Annotated in this window: 18 protein-coding genes; 8 read left to right on the top strand and 10 right to left on the bottom strand. The window is 69.8% G+C overall.

Features of this window, described 5'->3' with window-relative positions; translation table 11 throughout:
* Window positions 1–125 precede the first annotated feature (125 nt).
* The 3 genes from BM43_RS25805 to BM43_RS25795 all read right to left on the bottom strand — a co-directional run bounded on the left by BM43_RS25805 (window position 126) and on the right by BM43_RS25795 (window position 3,865).
* Window positions 126–1,385, bottom strand: coding sequence for an Hsp70 family protein (locus tag BM43_RS25805; RefSeq protein ID WP_017920630.1), 1,260 nt, complete (start codon window positions 1,383–1,385; stop codon window positions 126–128).
* Window positions 1,386–1,735: 350 nt separating this feature from the next.
* Window positions 1,736–2,338 carry a nitroreductase family protein gene (locus BM43_RS25800; protein WP_036048439.1) on the bottom strand — a complete coding sequence of 201 codons (603 nt, stop codon included), beginning with the start codon at window positions 2,336–2,338 and terminating at the stop codon, window positions 1,736–1,738.
* Between the two features lie 243 nt (window positions 2,339–2,581).
* Window positions 2,582–3,865, bottom strand: coding sequence for an MFS transporter (locus BM43_RS25795; RefSeq protein WP_013696485.1), 1,284 nt, complete (start codon window positions 3,863–3,865; stop codon window positions 2,582–2,584).
* Between the two features lie 178 nt (window positions 3,866–4,043).
* Here BM43_RS25795 and BM43_RS25790 point away from each other — a divergent pair, with 178 nt between their 5' ends.
* Together BM43_RS25790 and BM43_RS25785 are read left to right on the top strand one after the other, a co-directional pair.
* Window positions 4,044–4,661, top strand: a complete 618-nt coding sequence (locus tag BM43_RS25790) for a TetR/AcrR family transcriptional regulator (protein ID WP_013696484.1) — start codon at window positions 4,044–4,046, stop codon at window positions 4,659–4,661.
* Window positions 4,662–4,803: 142 nt separating this feature from the next.
* A complete protein-coding gene (locus BM43_RS25785; protein WP_036048442.1) occupies window positions 4,804–5,382 on the top strand; it encodes a DUF1415 domain-containing protein in 579 nt (192 codons plus the stop codon).
* A gap of 45 nt (window positions 5,383–5,427) precedes the next feature.
* Here BM43_RS25785 and BM43_RS25780 read toward each other — a convergent pair whose 3' ends face one another.
* From BM43_RS25780 to BM43_RS25765, 4 genes are all read right to left on the bottom strand, one after another.
* The gene (locus tag BM43_RS25780; protein WP_036029498.1) at window positions 5,428–6,282 is read right to left on the bottom strand and encodes a class I SAM-dependent methyltransferase; all 855 of its coding nucleotides are present in this window, start codon (window positions 6,280–6,282) and stop codon (window positions 5,428–5,430) included.
* A 111-nt stretch (window positions 6,283–6,393) separates the two neighbouring features.
* A complete protein-coding gene (locus tag BM43_RS25775) occupies window positions 6,394–7,527 on the bottom strand; it encodes a methyltransferase (RefSeq protein WP_013696481.1) in 1,134 nt (377 codons plus the stop codon).
* A 209-nt stretch (window positions 7,528–7,736) separates the two neighbouring features.
* Window positions 7,737–8,219, bottom strand: coding sequence for an LEA/WHy family protein (locus BM43_RS25770; protein ID WP_036048445.1), 483 nt, complete (start codon window positions 8,217–8,219; stop codon window positions 7,737–7,739).
* A 97-nt stretch (window positions 8,220–8,316) separates the two neighbouring features.
* A complete protein-coding gene (locus tag BM43_RS25765) occupies window positions 8,317–9,246 on the bottom strand; it encodes a LysR family transcriptional regulator (RefSeq protein WP_036048447.1) in 930 nt (309 codons plus the stop codon).
* Window positions 9,247–9,388: 142 nt separating this feature from the next.
* On the opposite strand from BM43_RS25765, the gene BM43_RS25760 reads away from it, so the two are divergent.
* Together BM43_RS25760 and BM43_RS39420 are read left to right on the top strand one after the other, a co-directional pair.
* A complete protein-coding gene (locus BM43_RS25760; protein ID WP_036048449.1) occupies window positions 9,389–10,366 on the top strand; it encodes a quinone oxidoreductase family protein in 978 nt (325 codons plus the stop codon).
* Window positions 10,367–10,398: 32 nt separating this feature from the next.
* Window positions 10,399–10,551, top strand: a complete 153-nt coding sequence (locus BM43_RS39420; RefSeq protein ID WP_013696477.1) for a DUF1427 family protein — start codon at window positions 10,399–10,401, stop codon at window positions 10,549–10,551.
* Between the two features lie 84 nt (window positions 10,552–10,635).
* Here the strand turns inward: BM43_RS39420 and BM43_RS25755 are convergent, their stop codons facing one another.
* Complete coding sequence (locus tag BM43_RS25755; RefSeq protein ID WP_013696476.1) at window positions 10,636–11,667, bottom strand: transporter; 1,032 nt, start codon at window positions 11,665–11,667, stop codon at window positions 10,636–10,638.
* Between the two features lie 443 nt (window positions 11,668–12,110).
* Window positions 12,111–13,169 carry a hypothetical protein gene (locus BM43_RS25750; RefSeq protein WP_036048451.1) on the bottom strand — a complete coding sequence of 353 codons (1,059 nt, stop codon included), beginning with the start codon at window positions 13,167–13,169 and terminating at the stop codon, window positions 12,111–12,113.
* A gap of 123 nt (window positions 13,170–13,292) precedes the next feature.
* On the opposite strand from BM43_RS25750, the gene BM43_RS25745 reads away from it, so the two are divergent.
* From BM43_RS25745 to BM43_RS25730, 4 genes are all read left to right on the top strand, one after another.
* On the top strand, window positions 13,293–14,144 hold the full coding sequence (locus BM43_RS25745; RefSeq protein ID WP_036033615.1) for a M15 family metallopeptidase: 852 nt from the start codon (window positions 13,293–13,295) through the stop codon (window positions 14,142–14,144).
* A 274-nt stretch (window positions 14,145–14,418) separates the two neighbouring features.
* Window positions 14,419–18,294, top strand: coding sequence for a type VI secretion system membrane subunit TssM (gene tssM / locus BM43_RS25740; RefSeq protein ID WP_013696473.1), 3,876 nt, complete (start codon window positions 14,419–14,421; stop codon window positions 18,292–18,294).
* Window positions 18,291–19,277 carry a type VI secretion system-associated protein TagF gene (tagF, locus tag BM43_RS25735; RefSeq protein WP_036048453.1) on the top strand — a complete coding sequence of 329 codons (987 nt, stop codon included), beginning with the start codon at window positions 18,291–18,293 and terminating at the stop codon, window positions 19,275–19,277. Before tssM ends, tagF begins: the two co-directional genes overlap by 4 nt.
* A gap of 4 nt (window positions 19,278–19,281) precedes the next feature.
* On the top strand, window positions 19,282–20,319 hold the full coding sequence (locus tag BM43_RS25730; RefSeq protein WP_042284858.1) for an OmpA family protein: 1,038 nt from the start codon (window positions 19,282–19,284) through the stop codon (window positions 20,317–20,319).
* A 93-nt stretch (window positions 20,320–20,412) separates the two neighbouring features.
* Here the strand turns inward: BM43_RS25730 and tssA are convergent, their stop codons facing one another.
* Window positions 20,413–21,567, bottom strand: a complete 1,155-nt coding sequence (tssA, locus tag BM43_RS25725) for a type VI secretion system protein TssA (RefSeq protein ID WP_036048455.1) — start codon at window positions 21,565–21,567, stop codon at window positions 20,413–20,415.
* Window positions 21,568–21,694: the final 127 nt, after the last annotated feature.

Here is a 21,694-nt window from a genome sequence, read left to right as displayed (position 1 = left end):
GCCGATTTGTCATCGAGGCGTGCTGGACGGGTTGGCGGGCCGGCGCGGTGGCGGATGCAATTCTTGCTCCCGGCCCAACCGTATCGAGCCCTGCCCAGGCCCGCCCGAGGCGCGCCGCCCGGTGCTCAGCCGAACAGGCGCCGCGCGTGGATCCCGAGGCCCGTGGCGACGCTGGCGAGGCGATCGCCGAACACCGGCTCGGCATCGGGAAAGGCGGCCGCCAGCGCGCCCGACAGGAAGGCCAGCCCGGTCGAGCCGCCCGTGAAGTAGAGCGCGCCCAGATCGCGCGGCGCGATGCCGGCCAGCCGGACCGTCTCGCGCGCCGCCTCGACGATGCGCGCCGTGTCGTCGACGCTGGCGTCCACCAGACGCGCCGCGTCGAAGGCGATCTGCAGGTCCTCCTCGACCTCGTTCAGGTCGATCATGGTCTCCCCGCCCGCCGCCACGCCGATCTTGGCCTCCTCGGCGCGCGCCATCAGCGCGTGGCCGAAGCGCTGCTCGACCACCCTCACCAGCCGCTCGAACTGGCGCGTGTCCACATACAGGTGCTTCATCAGCTTGAGCTCGGCAAGCCGCTTGGGCGTGTAGACGGTGTTGATCAGGTGCCAGGTGGCGAGGTCGAAGTAGATCCGGTTCGGCAGCTCGCGGCCTTCCGGGTCCAGCGAGCGGTAGCCGAAGGCCGGCATGATCGAGGCCAGCTCGACGCGGCGGTCGTAGTCGGTGCCGGCCACGTGTACGCCGTGATGCGCGAGCACGTCGTCCTTGCGCTCGAGCCGCGCCATGCGCTCGGGGCCGACCCGCACCAGCGAGAAGTCCGAGGTGCCGCCGCCGATGTCGGCCACCAGCACCAGCGTCTCGGCCGGCTGGCGCGACTCGTAGTCGAACGCGGCCGCGATCGGCTCGTACTGGAAATGCACCTCCTTCAGGCCCACCGACTGCGCGGCCGCCGCGAGCTGCTGCTCGGCGAGGCGGTCGGCGCGCGGATCGTCGTCGACGAAGAACACCGGCCGGCCCAGCACTGCGCGATCGATCACGCCGCCCGAGCAGGCCTGCGCCTTGCCCGTCAGGTGCTGCATGAAGATGGCGATCACCTCGGTATAGGCGATGCCGCTGCCGTCGCCGAGGTCGGTGGTGGTTTCCGCCAGCGGCGAGCCGAGGATGCTCTTCATCGAGCGCATCAGCCGGCCGTCGAAACCGTCGATGTAGGAGGCCAGCGCGGCACGGCCGAACTCGCGCGTGCCCTCGTCGTTGTTGAAGAAGATGGAGGTCGGCAGGGTGCGGTGCTCGCCTTCCACGGGCGCGAGCCGCATCGCCCCCTCCCGCGCCGGGTCCGGCAGGGCGACGGCGGAGTTGGAAGTGCCGAAATCGATCGCGCAGTAGCTCATGGAGAATGAAACGCCGACGGGACGGGCGCGAAGCGGAAAGGGGGGCTTTTTAACACAGAAGCGCGCGGCCCTACAACGGGCTGCGGCGGGTGCGCGACGCGGGAAATCGGGGACGGTTCGAGCGGCGCCCGGCCCTGCCGGCGGCTTGCCGCGCCCGGTGCACGATCCCGGCGGCCGCGGCCGCGGCACGGCAGGCCGCGAGCGCGGCCGCCCGGCGATGCCATCGCGCGGCACCATGAAAAACGCGCGCCGCCCGTCGTGATGACGGCGCGGCGCGCGTCCTGGCCGGTTGCGGCGGCGCGGCCCGGCTTGAGGGGCGGGCTACCAGCCGCCGCAGGAGCTCGGGTGCCTCAGGCCCCCGCGAACGGTACCTTCCAGCCGCCCTGGTAGGCGATCTCGCCAATCGCGTTACGCGTGCGCGGGGCGCGTTCGCGATCGCGCAGCACCGGGTCGAGCTTGTCGGCATCGCCGTAGTGGCCGACCGAGATCATCGCGATGATCTCGACGTCGGTCGGCACCGCGAAGGCCTCGCGAAACGCCTTCGGATCGAAGCCGCTCATCTGGTGGGCGGCCAGGCCCAGCGCATGCGCCTGCAGCACCAGCGCCATCGCCGCCGCGCCCGCGTCGTAGAGCGCGGTGGTGCTCGGCTCGCCCTTCGAGGTCAGCGTATGCGAGGTCACCGCGATCAGCACCGGGGCCGGCGCGTTCCAGGCCTGGTTGAACGGCACCAGCGTGGCGAAGGCCTTCTTGAAGGCAGCCTCGTCGCGCGTGCGATCGAACACCACGAAGCGCCAGGGCTGTGCGTTATAGGCCGACGGCGCCCAGCGCGCGGCCTCCAGCAGCGCATGCAGGTGCTCGCCGCTGATCGGCTGGTTCGAATAGGCACGCGGGCTCCAGCGCCCCGCGATCAGTTCGTGGATCGACACAGCGGTGGGTGCAGGTTTGACGGACATGCGGTTCCTCATAGTCGAAAAAGGGCACAAGCCCCGGAGAACCGCAAGGATACCCGTTCGCTGCCGGATGCGTATGTCGGGGTTCGGGATTGCAAATCAGCGCGGGCGGGAGAGCGGCAGCGCCGCATCGCGGGCGGAAAATGCAGGCGGCGCGAGGCTTGGCGAGCCGTGCCTCGGGTCTTGCTTGCGCGGGCCTGCTTGTGGAACCCAGCTCCCAGCCTCTGCCCGCGCGCCGCACCCGCCTCAGGCCGCCTGCGGCACGCTGCGCGTGCGGCCGCGCCCGATGCGCAGCACGATCAGCGCGCCGACGATGCACAGCCCGCCCGAGATCATCGAGGCCAGCGTGTAGGTGCCCAGGCTCGCGCGCAGCAGGCCGGCGCCGAGCGTGGCGAAGGCCGCGCCGAGCTGGTGGCCCGCGACGATCCAGCCGAACACGATCGGCGCGCGCTCCTTGCCCCAGATGTCGGTGGCCAGGCGCACGGTGGGCGGCACGGTGGCGATCCAGTCCAGGCCGTAGAACACCGCGAACAGCGGCAGGCCGAAGAAGTCGATGCCGAAGGCGTGCGGCAGGTAGATCAGCGACAGTCCGCGCAGCCCGTAGTACCAGAACAGCAGCACCCGGCTGTCGTAGCGGTCCGACAGCCAGCCCGAGGCGGTGGTGCCGATCAGGTCGAAGATGCCCATCGCCGCCAGCAGCGAGGCGCCCTGCACCTCGCTCATGCCGTAGTCGCTGCACATCGCGATCAGGTGCGAGCCGATATAGCCGTTGGTGCTGGCGCCGCAGATGAAGAAGCTGAAGAACAGCAGCCAGAAGTCGCGACGGCGCGCGGCGCTGAACAGCGCCTCGAAGGCGGTGGCGAGCGGATTCTGCTTCGCCGCCTCGGCCGCGCGCGGCGCATCCTCGGGTTCGCCGTAGGGACGCAGCTGCACGTCGGCGGGCCGCTCCGGCAGCAGAAAGATCACCAGCGGCACCACGATCGCCAGCGCCACCGCCACCACCAGCACCACCGGGCGCCAGCCGTGATGCTCGGAGATCGAGGCCAGCATCGGCAGGAACACCATCTGGCCGGTGGCCGAGCTGGCCGTCAGCATGCCCATCACCAACCCTCGGCGCGCCACGAACCAGCGGTTCACGAAGGTCGCCGACAGCGTCAGCGCGGCCACGCCGGTGGCGCTGCCGACCATCACGCCCCAGATCAGCACCATCTGCCAGGTGGCCGTCATCATCGACGACAGGGCCACGCCCGTGCCCATCACCACCAGCGCGGTGAGGATGGTGGGACGCAGGCCGAAGCGCTGCATCGCGGCCGCCGCGAACGGCCCGGTCAGGCCATAAAGCGCGATATTGATCGAGATCGCCAGCGAGACCGTGGCGCGGCTCCAGCCGAATTCGTTGCCCAGCGGCACCATCAGCACGCTCGGCGTGGCGCGCGTGCCGGCCGCGGCGAGCAGGATCAGGAACACGACCGCAGCCGCCACCCAGCCGTAATGGAAACGCCCGCGAGCGCTCGCTGCAATCCAGTTCATCCCAACCACTCCAGTTGCGGCCGCGCCAGGCTGAGCGAAGCATGCCGGCTTTCTGACCCCGTTGACGGTGCGACCGCGGCGTTACCGCTCAGTCACAAGAGCTTGCGATCGTAGTTACCGCTCGGTAACATGTCAAGCGTCGAATTCAATTCACCCGCATCAATCGAGGTTATTGTTCATGAGCGCAGCTTCCGCCAAATCCGCCAGCGCCTCGCGCCGTTCGCCGACGGCCGGCGCGACCGCCCATGCCCAGCTGCTCGACGCGGCCGAGACGCTGTTCTATCGGGAAGGCGTGCGGGCCGTCGGCGTGGATGCCGTGGTCGAGCAGGCCGGCGTCAACAAGATGAGCCTGTATCGCCAGTTCGCCTCGAAGGACGAGCTGGTGCTGGCCTATCTCGAGCGCAAGAACGAGCACTATTTCGACCGCTTCGACGAGGACGCGCGGCGACTGCCCGACGATCCGAAGGCGCAGTTGCTGAAGTACGTCGACGAGCTGGCGGTGCGCGCGGCGGCGCCCGATTACCGCGGCTGCCCGTTCATCAACGTGGCTGTCGAGTTTCCCGATCCGAACCATGCCGCGCGCGCCTCGGTGGCCGACAACAAGGCCGAACTGATGCGCCGGCTGCTGGCGCTCGCGCAGGGCGCCGGCGCGCGCGAGCCGCGCGTGCTGGCCGAGGGCATCGCGCTGGTGATCGAGGGCATCTACGCGGCCAGCCAGACCTATCGCGGCGAGGACAGCCCGATCGGCGCCGCGCCGCGCGTGGTGAGGATGATGATCGAGGCGGCCTGCGCCTGAGGGCCGCCGGCGCGGGGGAGTGGCGGGAGCGGCGGCACGATCGGCCGCGTCCTGCCCGCCCCGCGTCGCGCGCATCGTCCTCGCCGCCCTCCCTGCCCGCCCCGCTACAATGCCAGCCCCCGCCTCGCCACCGTCCCCGACCATGAATCCATCCGAAGCCGAGATCCTCGCCGCCACGCGCCACTGGCTCACGCGCGCCGTGATCGGGCTGAACCTGTGCCCGTTCGCCAAGAGCGTGCACGTCAAGGGCCAGGTGCGTTACGCGCTCAGCCGGGCAAGCCGCTTCGAGGATGCCTTCGCCGACCTGGAAACCGAGCTGCGCGCGCTCGCCGAGGCCGATCCCGAGGCGATCGACACCACCCTGGTGATCTTCCCGTTCGCCTTCGCCGAGTTCGCCGACTTCAGCGACGCAATCCACTTCGCCGACCAGTTGCTGCAACAACTGCGGCTCGACGGCATGCTGCAGATCGCGAGCTTCCACCCGCGCTACCAGTTCGACGGCAGCGAGCCCGAGGACATCGAGAACTACACGAATCGCGCACCCTATCCGATCCTGCACCTGCTGCGCGAGGCCAGCATCGATCGCGCGGTCGAGGCCTTCCCGGACGCGGCCGAGATCTACGAGCGCAACCAGGCCACGCTGCGGCGGCTCGGCCACGCGGGCTGGCGGGAATGGATGACGGAGGACGGCCAGGACGGCCGCCCCGAAGCGGGCACCTGAGCGCGGCCCGGCAGGCCCGGCTCGGTTGCCGGCTCGGTTGCCGGCTCAGGCGCTGGCGGCCTCGCCGGCTCGCGGCGCGAAGAAACGCTGGTTCAGCTCGGCCAGGCCGAACATCCCGAGGATCTCGTCGAGGCGCTCGCTGGGCTTGCGGCGCGGCAGGTTCTTGTACTGCGCGATGATCAGCTCGTTCTTCATCGAATGCTCCCAGCCGACCAGCTCGGTGACGCTGACCTGGTAGCCATGCGCCTCCAGTTGCAGGCAGCGCAGCACATTGGTGATCTGGCTGCCGAACTCGCGCGTGTGGATGGGATGGCGCCATACCTCGGCCAGCGCGCTGGACAGCGACTTGCCCTTGTTCCGGCGCAGCACGCCGGCCACCTCGGCCTGGCAGCAGGGCACCAGCACGATATGGCGCGCCTCCTTGGCGAGCGCGAAGCGGATCGCGTCGTCGGTGGCGGTATCGCAGGCATGCAGGGCCGTCACCACGTCGATGCTGGCCGGCAGCCTGGGCGAGTCGATCGACTCGGCCACCGACAGCGTCTCGAAGGACATCCCGCCGAAACCGAGCCGCGCGGCCAGCGCGGTGGAGCGCTCGACCAGTTCCTCGCGCGTCTCGATGCCGTAGATATGCGAGCCGGCCGCCGGGCGCGACTTGAAGAACAGGTCGTAGAGGATGAAGCCCAGATAGGACTTGCCGGCGCCGTGGTCGACCAGGCTCACGCCGCCGCGCTCGGCGGCGACGCTCTCCAGCAGCGGCTCGATGAACTGGTACAGGTGGTAGACCTGCTTGAGCTTGCGGCGGCTGTCCTGGTTCATCTTGCCGTCGCGCGTCAGGATGTGCAGCTCCTTGAGCAGCTCGACCGATTGCTCGGGACGGACTTCGTAGGTCTTGTTCGACATGGGGCGGGAACGGCCGGGGCCGCACCGGTGAAACCGGCGCGACATCGGCAGGAATGCGGGTGGAATGGCGGCAGTTTACCGAAATTCGCGCGACTTGCCCGAAGGCCGGCCTCAGTCGCGCGCGCCGAGCCGCCAGAGCGAGGTGATCTCGGCCGAGCGGGCCCGGTGCAGCGGGTCGCTGGCGTCGCCGGCCTTGGGATGGACCGGCTTGATATCGTCGCGACCCAGCACCGCCAGCCCCGCCGCGTCGATCCAGCCCAGCAGCGCCTCGCGCGTGCGCAGGCCCAGGTGCTCGGCGAAGTCCGAGAGGATCAGCCAGCCCTCGCCGCCCGGCTCGAGATGGGCCGCCAGGCCAGCCAGGAAGCCCTTCAGCATGCGGCTGTCGGGATCGTAGACCGCGTACTCGATCGGCGAACTGGGCCGCGCCGGCACCCAGGGCGGATTGCAGACCACCAGCGGCGCGCGGCCCGGCGGGAACAGGTCGGCCCTCAGCAGCTCGACCTGCCGGTCGCGGCCGAGCCGTTCGAGGTTCTCGGCGGCGCAGGCCAGCGCGCGCGGGTCCTGGTCGGTGGCGATCACGCGCGCCACGCCGCGCTGCGCGAGCAGGGCCGCGAGCACGCCGGTGCCGGTGCCGATATCGAAGGCGAGCGCGGCGGCACCGGCCGGCAGCGGCGCGCGCGCGACCAGCTCGACGTACTCGCCGCGCACCGGCGAGAACACGCCGTAATGCGGATGGATGCGCGCGCCCAGGGCCGGGATCTCGACGCCCTTCTTGCGCCACTCGTGCGCGCCGACCAGGCCCAGCAGCTCGCGCAGCGAGGCGACCGAAGGCTCGCCGCCGGGCCCGTAGGCCTCGCTGCAGGCCTCGCGCAGGTCGGGCGCGCGGCGCAGCGCGATCTGGTAATCGGCCTCCAGCGGGATCAGCAGCATGCCCAGCGTGCGGGCGCGCTGCGATTGGGCGAGGCGATGCAGGTTGAAGGCGTCCACCGAGGATTCGGGCGCCTTCTTGTGGCGGCGGTCGATGCGGCGTGCCAGCGCCTGCAGCAACTGGCGCGCGTTCTGGAAGTCGCCCTGCCAGACCAGCGCGGTGCCCTCGCAGGCGAGCCGGTAGGCGGCGTCCGCCGTGGTCGTGTCGTCGGCCACCACGACGCGTTTGGGCGGCGGCGCACCGGCCTCGGAACGCCAGCGCAGTGCGCGCTCGGCGCCGTTTGCATCGATGAAGTGGAGGGGCGGGTAATCGGTCACGGCAACTCGGGCGAAAGCGGGGAAAACGGGCACGAACCGGGTGGGACCGGTTCGCGGCAGCCCGGATTATCGCCCGCCGCGCCGGATGGCCCAAGCGCGGCGGTGTGACGACGGCGGCCGGCGCGGCCCCGGTTCGGCTCGCGGCACGCCGGAATCGGGCGCGGCGCGGCTTGCGCCCGGCTCGCGCTCAAGGCCTGCTCGACTCGCATTCAATAAGCGCCGTAGCCCGACATCGCCGGCAGGCTCAGGGAACCGGCATCGCTGAAGCGCACACCGCCGAGCATGCCCGAGGAGAGCTTGCCGCTCAACCGGTAGGGCACCTGCCCCGAAGCCGCCGCGTCGGCGAAACCGAAAGCCTGGCGCGCGGCCGCGAAGGCGGTGACGGTGATCGGCACGGCGATCACCGCCTCGCCGAAGCGCGGCACCATGCCCCGCGCGTCGCTCACGCCGCTGGCGAAGGCGCGGCCGTTCAGTTCCAGCGAAAGGGCGATGCCGTCGTAGTCGATCGGCCTGTCGTTGGGGTTCTGCACCCGCAGCTTCAGGTTGAAGCGCATCTCCAGTCCCTGCCCCGGCAGCGGCTCCAGGCCGACCACGCCGATCCGCGGCGAATCCAGGCCCAGCGTGGCGCAACCGGCCAGCAGCAGCGAGGCCGCCCCGGCGGCCAGCCAACGAAACGCATCACGACGCTGCATGGAGCCCTCCTCCCTTCGATCGAAACGGCATCCAGACTGGACCGCCATGCCGCGACGTAGTTCCGGCGCCGGCTGCCCGCCCCCGCCTATCGGTCCCTCATACCCCCGCCGCGACGCGCTGCCAGGGCGGATCGGCGAACCAGTCGCGCAGGAATTCGAGCAGCACCTGGGTGCGCGCGCTGCCGCCCGATTGCTGGCGCAGCAGATGGATGGTCGCGTCCTCCAGCACGGGCGCCGCGCCGCCGACCTCGAGGGCCACCAGCACGCCGTTGGCGAGCGCCACGCCGGCCAGCCAGGTCGGCAGATGGGCGATGCCGAGCCCCTCGACCGCCGCCGCCAGCAGGGCTTCCGAATGATTGCTGCGAAAGCGCGGCGCGTCGGGTGCGTGACGGTGCTCGCCGAAGCGCCAGGCGCCCGGCGGCGGCGAACCGTGCCAGGCCAGGCAGTCGTGGCGCGCCAGTTCCTCGAGCGAGCGCGGCGCGCCGCGCGCGGCCACATAGGCCGGGCTCGCGCACAGCACCCGGCGCTGCGGCGCGAGCACAGTGGCCACGAAACGGGTCGCCGCCACCGGCCCGATCCGCAGCGCCAGGTCCACCTCGGCGCCGAGCCGCTCGCCGGGCAGGTCGACCATGCTGTCGGTCAGCACCAGCTCGACCACGATCGCCGGGTGGCGCCGCATGAAAGCGGCCAGCGCCGGCATCAGGTGCAGCCGGCCGAACGGCGCCGGGCAATCGATGCGCAGCAGGCCGCCCGGCTCGTCGCGCTGCTTGTGCAGCTCGGCCTGCAGGCCGCGCATGCCGGCCAGCAGCGACCTGGCGCGCTCGTAGAGCAACTGGCCGGCCTCGGTCGGCCGCATCGCGTGGGTGCTCCGATGCAGCACGCGCAAGCCGAGCTGGGCTTCGAGCTGGTCGATGCGGCGCGCCACCGAGGAGGCGGCCATGTCGTGGCGCCGCGCGGCAGCGGAGAAGCTCTGCAGTTCGACGACGTCGACGAACAGCGCCAGGTGCGGGGAGAGGATCGATTCCATGGAAGGCGGCCGGTTTGGCTTTGCGTTTTTCGCAAAGCGATGATGCGCCTTTGCGGATTTCCGCGTCAATCGCGGCTGCCTAGACTGGCATCCATCGACTGAGCGATTCAGTCATCGCCCCAAACTGACAGGAGTTTCCGCCATGCAACGCATCGTCATCGACACCGCCGCCCGCGACATCGATTCCCTGCTCGCGCCGATCCAAGACAGTCCCTCGCCGGTGGTCGGCGACGGCCAGATGCTGATCGACATCCACGCCGCCGGCGTCAACCCGAGCGACGTGAAGGCCGCGCTCGGCAACATGCCGCACGCGGTCTGGCCGCGCACGCCGGGCCGCGACTGGGCCGGCGTGGTGCGCCTGGGCCCGGCCGACTGGGTCGGCGCGGCGGTCTGGGGTTCGGGCGGCGAACTGGGAATCCGCCGTGACGGCTCGCATGCGCAGCAGATGCTGGTGGAAGCGGCCCAGGTGCGCCGCAAGCCCGCCTCGATGACGCTCGACGAGGCAGCCGGCGTGGGCGTGCCCTTCATCACCGCCTACGAGGGCCTGCGCCGGGCCGGCATGCCGCAGGCGGGCGAGGTGGTGCTGGTGTTCGGCGCGAACGGCAAGGTCGGGCAGGCAAGCATCCAGCTCGCCACCGCGCGCGGCGCGCGCGTGATCGGCGTCGAGCGCGGCGCCGGCGTCTATCGCGGCCATGCCAGCGCCGAGGTGCCGGTGCTCGACGCCTCCAGCCAGGACATCGCCGCCACGGTGCGCGAGATGACCGACGGGCGCGGCGCCGACATCGTCTACAACACGGTCGGCAGCCCCTATTTCGCGGCGGCCAATGCGGCGATGGCGATCGGCGCGCGCCAGATCTTCATCTCCACGATCGAGCGCAGCGTGCCCTTCGACATCTTCGCCTTCTACCGCGGCCAGCACACCTTTGTCGGCGTCGATTCGCTGGCGCTCGACGGCACGGCCTGCGCGCGCATCCTCGACGAGCTGGCGCCCGCCTTCGAGACCGGCACGCTGCGGCCGTTCCCGATCACGGCCGAGCACGTCTACGCGCTGGACCACGCGCAGGACGCGTATCGCGCGGTATTGACGGGCGCACGCGAACGCGTGCTGATCCGTCCGTGAACGGGCCGGACGCGGGCAAGGGGAGAACCAGGATGATCGACTACGCGGTGTCGCTCGGCGTCGGGCTGGGGGTGGGCGTGCTCTACGGGGTGCTGAACGTGCGTTCGCCGGCGCCGCCGCTGGTCGCGCTGATCGGGCTGCTCGGCATGGTGCTGGGGGAAACCGCGATCCGCTGGCTGCGCTGACGCCGCCGGCACGGTGAGGCGAGGCGGCCGCTCGCGCGGTGCGCCGCCTCGTCGGTGGCATCGACACTCACCCCGGCGCCTGCCTCAGCGGTCGCCGCGCCGCCAGAACGCCCACCAGGCGGCCAGGCCGGTGAACATGGTGACGAACAGCACCATCAGCCAGAAGCCGTGCTTGTTCTCGGCAAGCGGCACGCCGCCCACGTTCATGCCGAAGAAACCGGCCACGATATTGATCGGCAGCGCGATCACGGTCACCAGGGTCAGCGTGAACAGCGTGCGGTTGTTCTGTTCGTCGAGCCGCGAGGTGATCTCTTCCTGCAGCAGCTTGATCCGCTCCACCAGCCCGGCCAGGTCGGCCAGCACCAGCGAGAACTCCTCGGTCGATTCGCGCAGCTCCTGCACGTCCTCGCCGAGCAGCCAGGCGGGCGGCTTGGCCAGCAGCCGGAAGATCGAACCCGGCTCGGGCGCGAGCATGCGCTGCAGCCGCGTCAGGCTGCGGCGCATCGAACCCAGCTGCTCGCGGTTGGCGGTGGGCCGCTGCGAGAGGAAGCGATCCTCGATACGGTCCACGTCGACCGCCGCGCGCCGCACGATGTGCTGCATCACGTCGGCCTGGTCGCGCAGCAGGTGGATCAGCAGCTCGGTCGGCGAGCGGAAGCGCTCGCCCTGGCGCACGCTCTCGCGCAGCGTGTCGACCGAGCGCAGCGGCTTCAGGCGCGCGGTCACCATCATGCGGCGGTCGACATAGACCCACAGCGTCGCCACCTCGGCCGCCTCCATGTCGAGGCTGAACATCACGTCGTTGACCACCGCGCGCAGCACGCCTTCCTGCTGCTCGATGCGGGTCGAGTGCGAGCCTTCGCGCAGGAATTCATAGAAGCTCTCGGGCAAGCCGAGGTGGGCGCGCATCCAGCGTTCGCTGGCGCCGTGCGCGAGATTGAAATGCAGCCACTGGAACTCGCCCTGGGCGGCGCCCTTCACGGGCACGTCCAGCAGGCGCAGGCTGGTCTCGGTCGCGTCCACGGGCACCCCGGCCGCGTCCGGCGCGAAGCGGAACGCGCAGACCATGCCGCTCATGTCGGCGCCGTACGTGGGAATGATCATTTCTGGTTTCATCGACTGTCCTGCCTATCCTGTGCGCCGCCTGCCGCGCACCGTCCGCCACCCACGGCGCGCCCGCCCTCCTGTTTCGCCGATGCGCGTGTCAGCATGATGGCGCGTCATCTGGCTGCCACGATCGCGTCGCGTCGGCGCGACAGCGAAAGCCGGCCGGCGCCCGCTCGAAAGCACGTCGTAAGCACGGGCACGGGCGACACGTCGCCGGCAACGAAGCATAGCGAAACCCGGGGAGAACCGCGAATCAATCCGGCGCGGGTCGAAAGCTCAGGATGGCGAAGCGCCGACCGGCGGCAGACCAGCAGCAGATCCGGCGCGGGGCTGGCGAGAAATCGACGGAAGTCGACGAAAGGTCGGCAGGAGATCGGCGAGAAACCGGAATGCGCCGCGCCCGGCATCGCGCAAATGAAAATGCCGGCGCGCGGGCCGGCATCTCGTCAGGGTCAGGGTGAGGGTTGGCGGTTCTGGTTCGCCGAACTCGGGCAGGACGGATCCTTGCCCCAGTGACCATCGCAGACGCGCCAGCGGCAGAGTTGATCCTCGAAGAAACCGCGCTGGCTGCACTCCTTCACGCGCGCGGCCAGCGAGCCGGTATCGGCGGCGGCCACCTTCTGCACCGGCGCGGCCTTTTCCTTGCGCGGCTTGGCCGACAGCGGCACGCCCGGATCGGCCGGCTTGGTGCGGGCCACCAGCGCGGCCAGCAGGTCGGCATCGGGATCGTCGGGCTTCTTCGCGGTGGTGCCGGCCGGGCGGCGCTTGGCGGCGGCCTCGAGCTGGCGGTCGTGGCGCTTCTTGGCGGCCAGTTCCTGCCTGGCGTGCGCCTCCTCGCGCTTGGCCTCGGCGGCGGCGAGCCGCGCCTCGGCCTTGGTCTGGTGCTGCGGCTTGCCCTTGGCGGCCGCCACGTCCTGCCTGGCGCCCGCGGCACTGGCGCCGGCCTTGCCGGCCACGGCTGCGGCCGCCACCGTCGCCGCCGCGCCGGCGGCTACCGTCGCGTTCGAGGACGCATCGGTCGCGCCGTTGGCGAGCGCCTGCGAGAGCCGGTTGCCCGAGCTGGCCGAAGCGGGTTCGTCGTTGACGATGGTGGCTGTCTGCGGCGCCGCGTCCGAGGCGCCGGCAGCCTGCGCGGCCTGGGTGCCCGAGGCCTCGCTCGCGGCGGCACCGGAGGCGGCGGCCAGCGTGGCCGGCGTCGCGCCGCTGGCGGCCGAAGCGGCCGCGGCCGATGCCGGGCTCGCGGCCGCCGTGACGGCAGGCGCCGCGGCGTTGTGCGAATTGATGCGCCAGGCACCCCAGCCGGCCACCGCGATCACGGCCAGCGCGATCAGCGCCAGCGGCCCCTTGCGCGAACGCGAGGCGGCGGCGGTTTCGCCAGCCTGCTGAGGCGCCACCCGCCCTTCGAGATTGGCGAGAATACGCGAGCCATTCTGACCGGCAGCCTGGCCCGGTTCAGAAAGCAGACTGGGGGGTGGTGAAGCTTTCCGATTTGAATCTTCCGGCGCGCTCATTCAATGTCTCGTTGAATCCTGGTTTAATTCGCCGCAATAATATCGTCCGGCCGACTCGAAGCAGGCCTGATTCTAAGAGCAAGCCTTCTAAAAGACAATCGATTGTAAAATCCGGGGTTTTCTGTGATTGCCGTCGTACTGATCGCGTATTTCGCCATCGCCGTGCTGATCGCCGCCATGCTGTTATTGCCCGGCGTGCGCACCAGCGTTTTTTCCACGGTCGCGCAGTTTCACGGGCGATTAAGCCGCCGCGTTTCCGATCGCGCCACGCGCACGCGAGGCCACATTGTTAAATCGGCAAAATTTTCACAGAGCTCATTAAATGAACTGCAAAACTTACTGGTTCGGCGCCGCTTGCTGATTATCTGCGCGACGGGTATTCTTGCGACGCCTCCGTTGATCGCGATTGCGTTACGCGGTCGGCAATTATTCCAATACGACGACACCATACGCGTTCCCGACGAGAAGATCGCCGCGCTGCTGCAAGGCGAGCAACTCGTCCCGCCGCCGCCGCTGCCTCCCGAGGTATTCGCCACGCGCGAAGTCGAGCAGATCCGGCCCGCGCTGAAGGATGCGAGTCGCGATTGGAATTTGCTGGACCCGGATTTCCGCACGCGCTTGCTGCTGGTCTACAAGATCATGCACGAGCAATACGGATACGAAATGGCGCTGCTGGAGGGATATCGCAGCCCGGAGCGGCAAAACCGGCTGGCCGCGATCGGCTCGAACGTGACCAATGCGGCCGCGTACCAGAGTTATCACCAGTTCGGCCTGGCCTCCGACAACGCGTTCCTGCGCGACGGCAAGCTGGTGATTTCCGAAAAAGATCCCTGGGCCATGCGCGGTTATCAGCTGTACGGACAAGTCGCGGAGCAGGTCGGCTTGACCTGGGGTGGCCGGTGGAAAATGATGGACCTCGGCCACGTCGAATACCATAAGCCCGGTTTCAAACTGGGGCACCCGCCGCCGCAATGACGGCGTCGGCACACTGAGGGCGGTATGGGGGCAGATGAACCACGAGACCAGCCGGCACGCCGGCCAAGCACAGCAGGGGGAGCCGCACGCGCCCGCCCGTCGCCTGCCCGTCCGGTTCATCCCGTCCGTCTCGATACGCCGAGCCCCGCCCGCCGCCATCCTCTTCCCTCTTTACGCGGGACTGACAGCGTGACGTCACGCGCCGCCCTCACGCTGTCGGCGCGCACGCGCCATTGCCTCACCCCATTGATTCGCACCGGAACCTGACCGTCCTATGCAACGCATCCTCAACGTGTTGACTCACCCGCGCACGCTCTCGATCCTCGGGTTCATCGCGCTCGCCGCGATCCTGTTCATCGTGGCGGACGCCCTTGCGATCAGCTTCGTCTACCCGCTCGCGATCCTCGCGGTGATCGTGGTGCTGTGGCTGCTGGTGAAGCTGATCAAGCGGCTGCGCGTGCGGCGCGCCAACCGCAAGCTCGGCGACATGCTCGAGGAGCAGGCCCAGGTCGACAAGGCGGCGGCCGCCTCGGTGACGCCGGTCGAACCGGCCAAGGCCGCCGAGCTCGACACGCTGCGCGCGCGCCTGGTGGACACGGTCAAGACCATCAAGACCTCGAAGATCGGCCAGGTGTCCGGCGGCTCGGCGCTCTACGAGCTGCCCTGGTACATCGTGATCGGCAACCCGGCGGCGGGCAAGAGCAGCGCGGTGATCAACTCGGGCCTGCAGTTCCCGTTCGCCGACAAGAACAGCGCGGTGATCCACGGCATCGGCGGCACCCGCAACTGCGACTGGTTCTTCACCACCGAGGGCATCCTGCTCGACACCGCCGGCCGCTACTCGGTGCACGAGGAAGACCGCAGCGAATGGATCGGCTTCCTCGGCCTGCTCAAGAAATTCCGTCCCAAGGCGCCGATCAACGGCATCATCGTCACCGCCAGCATCGCCGAGCTGACCGGCAGCCGTCCCGAGTTCGCCATCAACCTGGCCAAGAACCTGCGCCAGCGCGTGCAGGAGCTGACCGAGAAGCTGGAGGTGTTCGCGCCGGTCTACGTGATGTTCACCAAGGCCGACCTGATCACCGGCTTCACCGAGTTCTTCAGCAGCAGCGACCGCCAGGAATACGACCGCGTGTGGGGCGCCACCCTGCCCTACGAGCCCGACGAGAAGCGCGACGTGGTGGCGCTGTTCGACGAGCGCTTCGAGGAACTCTACGACGGCCTCAAGGAAATCAGCGTCGCGCAACTGTCGATCAGCCGCGGCAACATCCTCTCGCCGGGCCAGTTGAGCTTCCCGCTCGAATTCGCCTCGATCAAGCCGACCCTGCGCGCCTTCCTGGCCACCCTGTTCGAGAACAACCCGTTCCAGTACAAGCCGATCTTCCGCGGCTTCTACTTCACCAGCGCGCTGCAGGAAGGCGAAACCAATTCCGCCGCCGCGCAGCGCATCGCCTCGCGCTTCGCGCTGGACGGCAGCGCCCTGCCCAAGCCGCACAGCGCCTTCTCGAAGAACGGCTTCTTCCTGCGCGACCTGTTCTCGAAGGTGATCTTCGAGGACCGCAAGACGGTGCGCCAGTTCGCCAGCCCCGCCAAGACGCGGATGCGCTACGCCACCTTCTTCGCCTTCGTGGCGGTGCTGGCGCTGGCGCTGGGCGGCTGGACCTGGTCGACGATCGGCAACCAGCAGCTGGTGGCCAACGTGCAGGCCGACCTCGACAACATCGCCAAGCTCGAGCAGAACCGCAACGACCTCCAATCGCGCCTGCAGGCGATGGACATCCTCGAGGACCGCATCGAGCAGCTCGAGCAGTTTCGCCGCGACAAGCCGCTCTCGGTCTCGCTGGGCCTCTACCAGGGCGACCGCCTGGAAGAGCGCCTGCTCACCGAGTACTACAACGGCGTGCGCCAGATCATGCTGGCGCCGGTGGCCGACAATCTCGCCGCGTTCCTGAAGGACGTCGACGCGCATCCGGACCAGCTCGCGCCGATGACGCGCACGCCCGAATCGGGCGCGGTGCCGGTCTCCGACAAATCGGCGCTGCAGCCGCAGGCGCAGGGCGGGCTCTACAACGACGCCTCGCCGACCAATGTCGAGGACGCCTACAACGCGCTGAAGACCTACCTGATGCTGTCGGACAAGCGCCACGTCGAGCAGGCGCACCTGACCGACCAGATCGCGCGCTTCTGGCGCGGCTGGCTGGAAACCAATCGCGGGAACATGCCGCGCGACGAGATGATCCGCAGCGCCGAGCGCATGATCACCTTCTACCTGTCGCGCGTGCAGGACAACGACTGGCCGATGATCGACGCCAACCTGGCCCTGGTCGACCAGACCCGCGAGAACCTGCGCCACGTGGTGCGCGGCATGCCGGCCCGCCAGCGCGTCTACGAGGAAATCAAGGCGCGCGCCTCGACGCGTTATGCCCCGATGACGATCGCGCGCATCGTCGGCGAGGACAACACCGGCCTGGTGGCCGGCAGCTACGCGATCCCCGGCACCTTCACGCGCGACGCCTGGTTCGACTACGTGCAGCCGGCGATCCGCGACGCGGCCACCAAGGAACTGCAGGCCAAGGACTGGGTGCTCAACACCGCCTCGCAGGACGACCTGACGCTGGAAGGCAGCCCCGAGCAGATCCAGAAGGTGCTGGTCGGCATGTACAAGACCGAATACGCCCAGCACTGGCAGAAGTTCATGCAGGGCATCGCGGTGCAGAACTTCGGCAGCTTCGGCCAGGCCGTGGACGCCATGAACAAGCTCGGCGACCCGCAGGACTCGCCGATCCGCAAGGTGCTCGAGACCGCCTACGACCAGACCTCCTGGGATAACCCGTCGCTGGCCAACGTGTCGATCAAGAAGGCGCAGACCGGCGTGGTGAACTGGGTCAAGCAGTGGTTCTCGCGCAAGCCGGGCGGGCAGCTGGCGGCCAACATCGACATCAACGGCAACCCGGTCGAGGTGCCGATGGGCCCGATCGGCCAGGAGTTCATCGGCCTGGGCCGGATCGTGCAGACCCACGACGGCGGCCAGTCGATGCTCAAGGGCTACATGGACACGCTCTCCAAGGTGCGCACCCGCTTCAACGTGATCAAGAACCAGGGCGACCCAGGCCCCGGCGCGCGCCAGCTGATGCAGCAGACGCTCGACGGCAACGGCTCGGAACTGGCCGATTCGCTGAAGTACGTCGACGAGCAGATGCTGACCGGCCTGACCGACTCGCAACGCAAGTCGCTGCGCCCGCTGCTGGTGCGCCCGCTGCAGCAGGCCTTCTCGGTGGTGATCCAGCCTGCCTCGGTGGAAGTCAACAAGGTGTGGAACGCGCAGGTCTACCAGCCGTTCCAGGCCTCGCTGGCGAACAAGTACCCGTTCTCCGCCGGCGCCAAGGTGGAGGCCGCCTCGAGCGAGATCGCCCAGGTGTTCGGCCCGGACGGCTCGATCTCGAAGTTCGTCGGCACCACGCTCGGGCCGCTCGCGGTGCGCCGCGGCGACACGCTGACGGCACGCACCTGGGGCGACATGGGTCTGGCGCTGACGCCGGAATTCACCAGCGGCTTCGCGACCTGGGTCGCGCCGCTGGCGGGCGGCGCCGCCACCAGCGCGGCCTCCTCCGAGCCGCAGACGGTGTTCCAGATCCTGCCGCAGCCGAGCAGCGGGACCACCGAGTACACCATCGCGATCGACGGCCAGCAGCTGCGCTACCGCAACACGCCGCCGCAGTGGACCAACTTCGTCTGGCCGAACCCGAGCGGTTCGCCGGGCGCGACGCTGACGGCCACCACTTTCGACGGCCGCACGCTGACCCTGGTCAACGAGCCGGGCCGCTACGGGCTGGAGAAGCTGATCAACTCGGCGCAGCGCTCGCGCCGCCCGGACGGCACCTTCGACCTGGCCTGGACGCAGGGCAACGTCAACGTGGCGGTGACGATGCGCATCATCAGCACCTCGCAGCCCTCGGGCGGCGGCAGCGGTGGCGGCGACGCGCCGCAGCAGCAGAGCCTGCGCGGCCTGCACCTGCCCTCGTCGGTGGCCAACACCAGCGCGAGCGGCGCCGTCAACGCGACGGCCCAGGCACCTGCCGGCACGTCCGGCGTCGCAACGGCCGCCAACGGCGCGGCCGCCAACGCATCGAACGCACAGGGGGCGCAATGACACAAACGGTCCAGGCGCAGATCGCCTACTTCGGCAAGATCCCGTCGCGCGGCGATTTCGTGAAGAGCCCGCACAACCCGCAGCTGCTGCAGACGCTCGACCGCTGGATCGCGCAGGCCATGGAGCTGCTGGCCGACGACCCGCGCTGGAAGATCGTCTACGAGAACGCGCGGCCGATGCACTTCGCCTTCATCGGCTCGCGCAGCAAGCTCGCGATCGCCGGCCACATGGTGGCCAGCCACGACGCCTCGAACCGGCGCTTTCCGTTCCTCGCCGCCACCGCGCTGGAGGTCGAGCGCCCGCTGAACTTCATCGCGCGCAGCCCGCTGGCCTTCGCGCGGCTCTGGCAGCGCGCCGCCTCGCTGATGCGCCCGCTGCTCGGCAAGGAGGAGCCGGCCGGCGCGCTGCAGGCGCTGGGCGACGCCACCGTGCCGATCGACACCGGCGGCCCCGCCCACGACGGCACCTTCAACGATTTCGTCGAGCACCAGTCGCTGTTCGGCCTGGAGCAGATGCTGCTGGCCAGCGGCCACCCGGTGAAGCTGCGCGGCGCGATGCTGGCGCTGGGCTCGCTGCTGCGCCCGGTGATGCAGAGCGGCTCCTCGCACATCGAGCGCGGGCTGACCCTGCCGCTGCCGGTCGACCCGTTCTACCGCAGCCTGGTGGCCGCGTTCTGGATGGAGCTGATCTCGCCCTTCGTCTCGCAGGCCGATTTCGAGCTGGCGATCTTCATCGGCAGCATCGCCGAGCGCGAGCGGCTGATCATCGGCTTCAACGGCGCCTCGGCGCGCACGCTGCACAGCGTGGTCGACCCGCAAACCTACTCGCAACACAACATCGACATCGACGATCCGGAATGGGTCGACGCCCATGCGCAACACGATCCCGCGACCAGCAAGCTCATCAGCTACCTCGAACAACCGCAACTGTCGCTGCGCGTGGCGATCGACACGTTCCGCGAAGCCTTCGTCGGAGGGGCCTGACGTCATGACGACCTCCGCGTACCGCCGGCGCCTGCTGCCGGCCGCGCTTTCCACGCTGTCCCTGCTGGCGCTCGGCGCGGCGCTCGCCGGCCCCGGCGCCGCCTTCGCCGACAACGCGGGCCCCGCCACCGTCACGCGCGTCGACACCAGCGGCGTGACGGTGCGCACCACCCTGATCCCGCCGGCCGGCGGCGCCATGCAGCCGGCCGCGGCCGGCGCGCTGGGCGGCACCGCCCAGGGTGGCACGGTGCTGACCGGCACCAATGTCGCGAACGGCGCGGGCGGCGGCCAGGCCACCGGCGCCGGCACCGGCGCGACCGTGTCGGCCCCGGCGCCGGCCAATGCCACGCCGGGCCAGGTGGTGGCCGGCGGCAAGGTGCCCGACGAGGCCACCAAGGCGGCCGTGCTGCAGAAGCTGCGCGACACCTACGGCGCCGGCAACGTGGTCGACCAGATCGAGGTGGGCGACGTCACCACCCCGCCGAACTGGAGTGCCAACGTGCAGAAGCTGATCGGCCCGCAACTGAAGCAGATCAGCAAGGGACAGCTGAAGATCGACGGCACCTCGATCGACGTGAGGGGCGAGGTCCGCAACGAGGCGCTGCGCCAGCAGGTGGCCAGCGACATGGCCAACCAGCTGAACCCGACCTACACGATCCGCAACGCGCTGCGCGTGAGCGCCTCCGAGCAGGGCATCCTCGACCAGACGCTGGCCAACCGTACCATCGAGTTCGAGACCGGCAGCGCCACGCTGACCCCGCAGGGCCGCGCGATCCTGGACCAGATGGCCGACGCGATGAGCAAGCTGGCGAACCGGCAGGTCACCATCATCGGCCACACCGACAACTCGGGTAACCGCGCCACCAACATCTCGCTGAGCCAGGCGCGCGCCGATGCGGTGAAGGGCTACCTGGTGGCCAAGGGCATCGCCTCGCAGCAGTTGACCACCACCGGCGTGGGTCCGGACCAGCCGATCGCCTCGAACGACACCGCCGACGGGCGGGCGCGCAACCGCCGCATCGAGTTCCGCGTCAGCCAGTAAGCGCTCAGCAAGGCCGGAAACGACAACGGCACCGACGGGATCTCCCGCCGGTGCCGTTTTCTCATGGAGCCCGCCGCGCGAGGCGGCGCCCGCTCAGTTGTTCTCGTCGGGCTTCAGGCCCAGCAGCTCGCGGATATGCGACAGCGAGCCGTCGTCTTTCACCACCGAGGCCAGCCACTGGTGCAGCGGCATGTCGGCCCATTCGGCGGCCTTGTCGGCGAGATAGGCGACCGGGCTGTGCGGCTCGGTGGCGCGGAAATACTTGGCGACGGCGCGCAACTGCTCGACGGCCTGCGCGCGATTCTGGATGCCGGCGATCACGGTCGGCGCGGCGACCTGGACCGGGACGGGCTGAACGGGCTGGGCGTGGGGCATCGGTGCGATCGGCTCCGGGGAAAGCGGGGTCTTGAAGCTGGGTTCGGCGCGTTCGAGCGGGGCGCCCTGGCCGGGCTGCGCGGGCGGCGGCGCCACCGGCTGCGCCTCGGCCACGTAACCCTGCTCCCTGGCGAAGCGCTCGGCCAGCATGCGCACCGACTCGTAGGCCTCGCGCGCCTGGCGGAAGCTCGGCGCGGCATTGCCGGCGCGCCGCTCGAGCTCGTCGTCGAGCGCGTCGAGCGCGGCGCGGAACGCCGTCAGCTTGGCCAGCAGCGTGGCGTAGAAGGCCACCGAGGTCATCCGCTTGGAGGCCTCGATCTGCTCGACCGCGGGCTTGTTGCGCGAGATCTCGTGGGCATTGTCGGGGTCGCGCCGTACCGCCTGCGCGACGTGCTGCGCCACCTCCCAGTCGAGCGCGGTATAGGCGCTGCCCGAGCCGTCGGTCAGCGCGACGGTGCGCAGCAGCTCGGCGGTGCGCCCGGACAGCCAGCCGACATTGCCGAGCCGGTATTCGGCGTCGTCGCCCTCGGGCAGCGGATGCACCTGGTCCCACCAGGTATGCACCAGCCCCGCCAGCAGCTCGTAGCCCTGGGTCAGCCCGCCCACGCCGTCCTGGATCGCCAGCGCCTCGGTGAGCCAGACCGCCAGGCGCAGGTCCTTGGTGCGCGTGCCGAGCAGCTCGACCGACTGCTCGACCACGAAGCCCCAGTCGGCTTCCTTGATTTCGGTGATCCATTCGCCCTGGTCGAGCGAGGGATCGTCGAATTTGCGCGCGTGCTGGATCGCGTCGAATTCGGACGAGAACAGCAGGTCCTCGCCGCAGGGCGAGGCCTCGCTGAGGGGCGCCAGAAGCGCGGTGACGTGAATCGGCATGATCGTGGTGACTACTCGAAACGACTCGGAAAGCGGCGGCGCCTCGCGCGCGGGGCACCGCCGGGATGCTTCGGGAAACTCGGGCTCGCGCGGCCGGCTCGATTCGACGGGCCCAGCCACGCGCGAC

It is taken from the genome of Burkholderia gladioli (genome assembly GCF_000959725.1).
Lineage (GTDB): Bacteria > Pseudomonadota > Gammaproteobacteria > Burkholderiales > Burkholderiaceae > Burkholderia > Burkholderia gladioli.
This window is presented reverse-complemented; position numbering and strand designations above follow the sequence as displayed.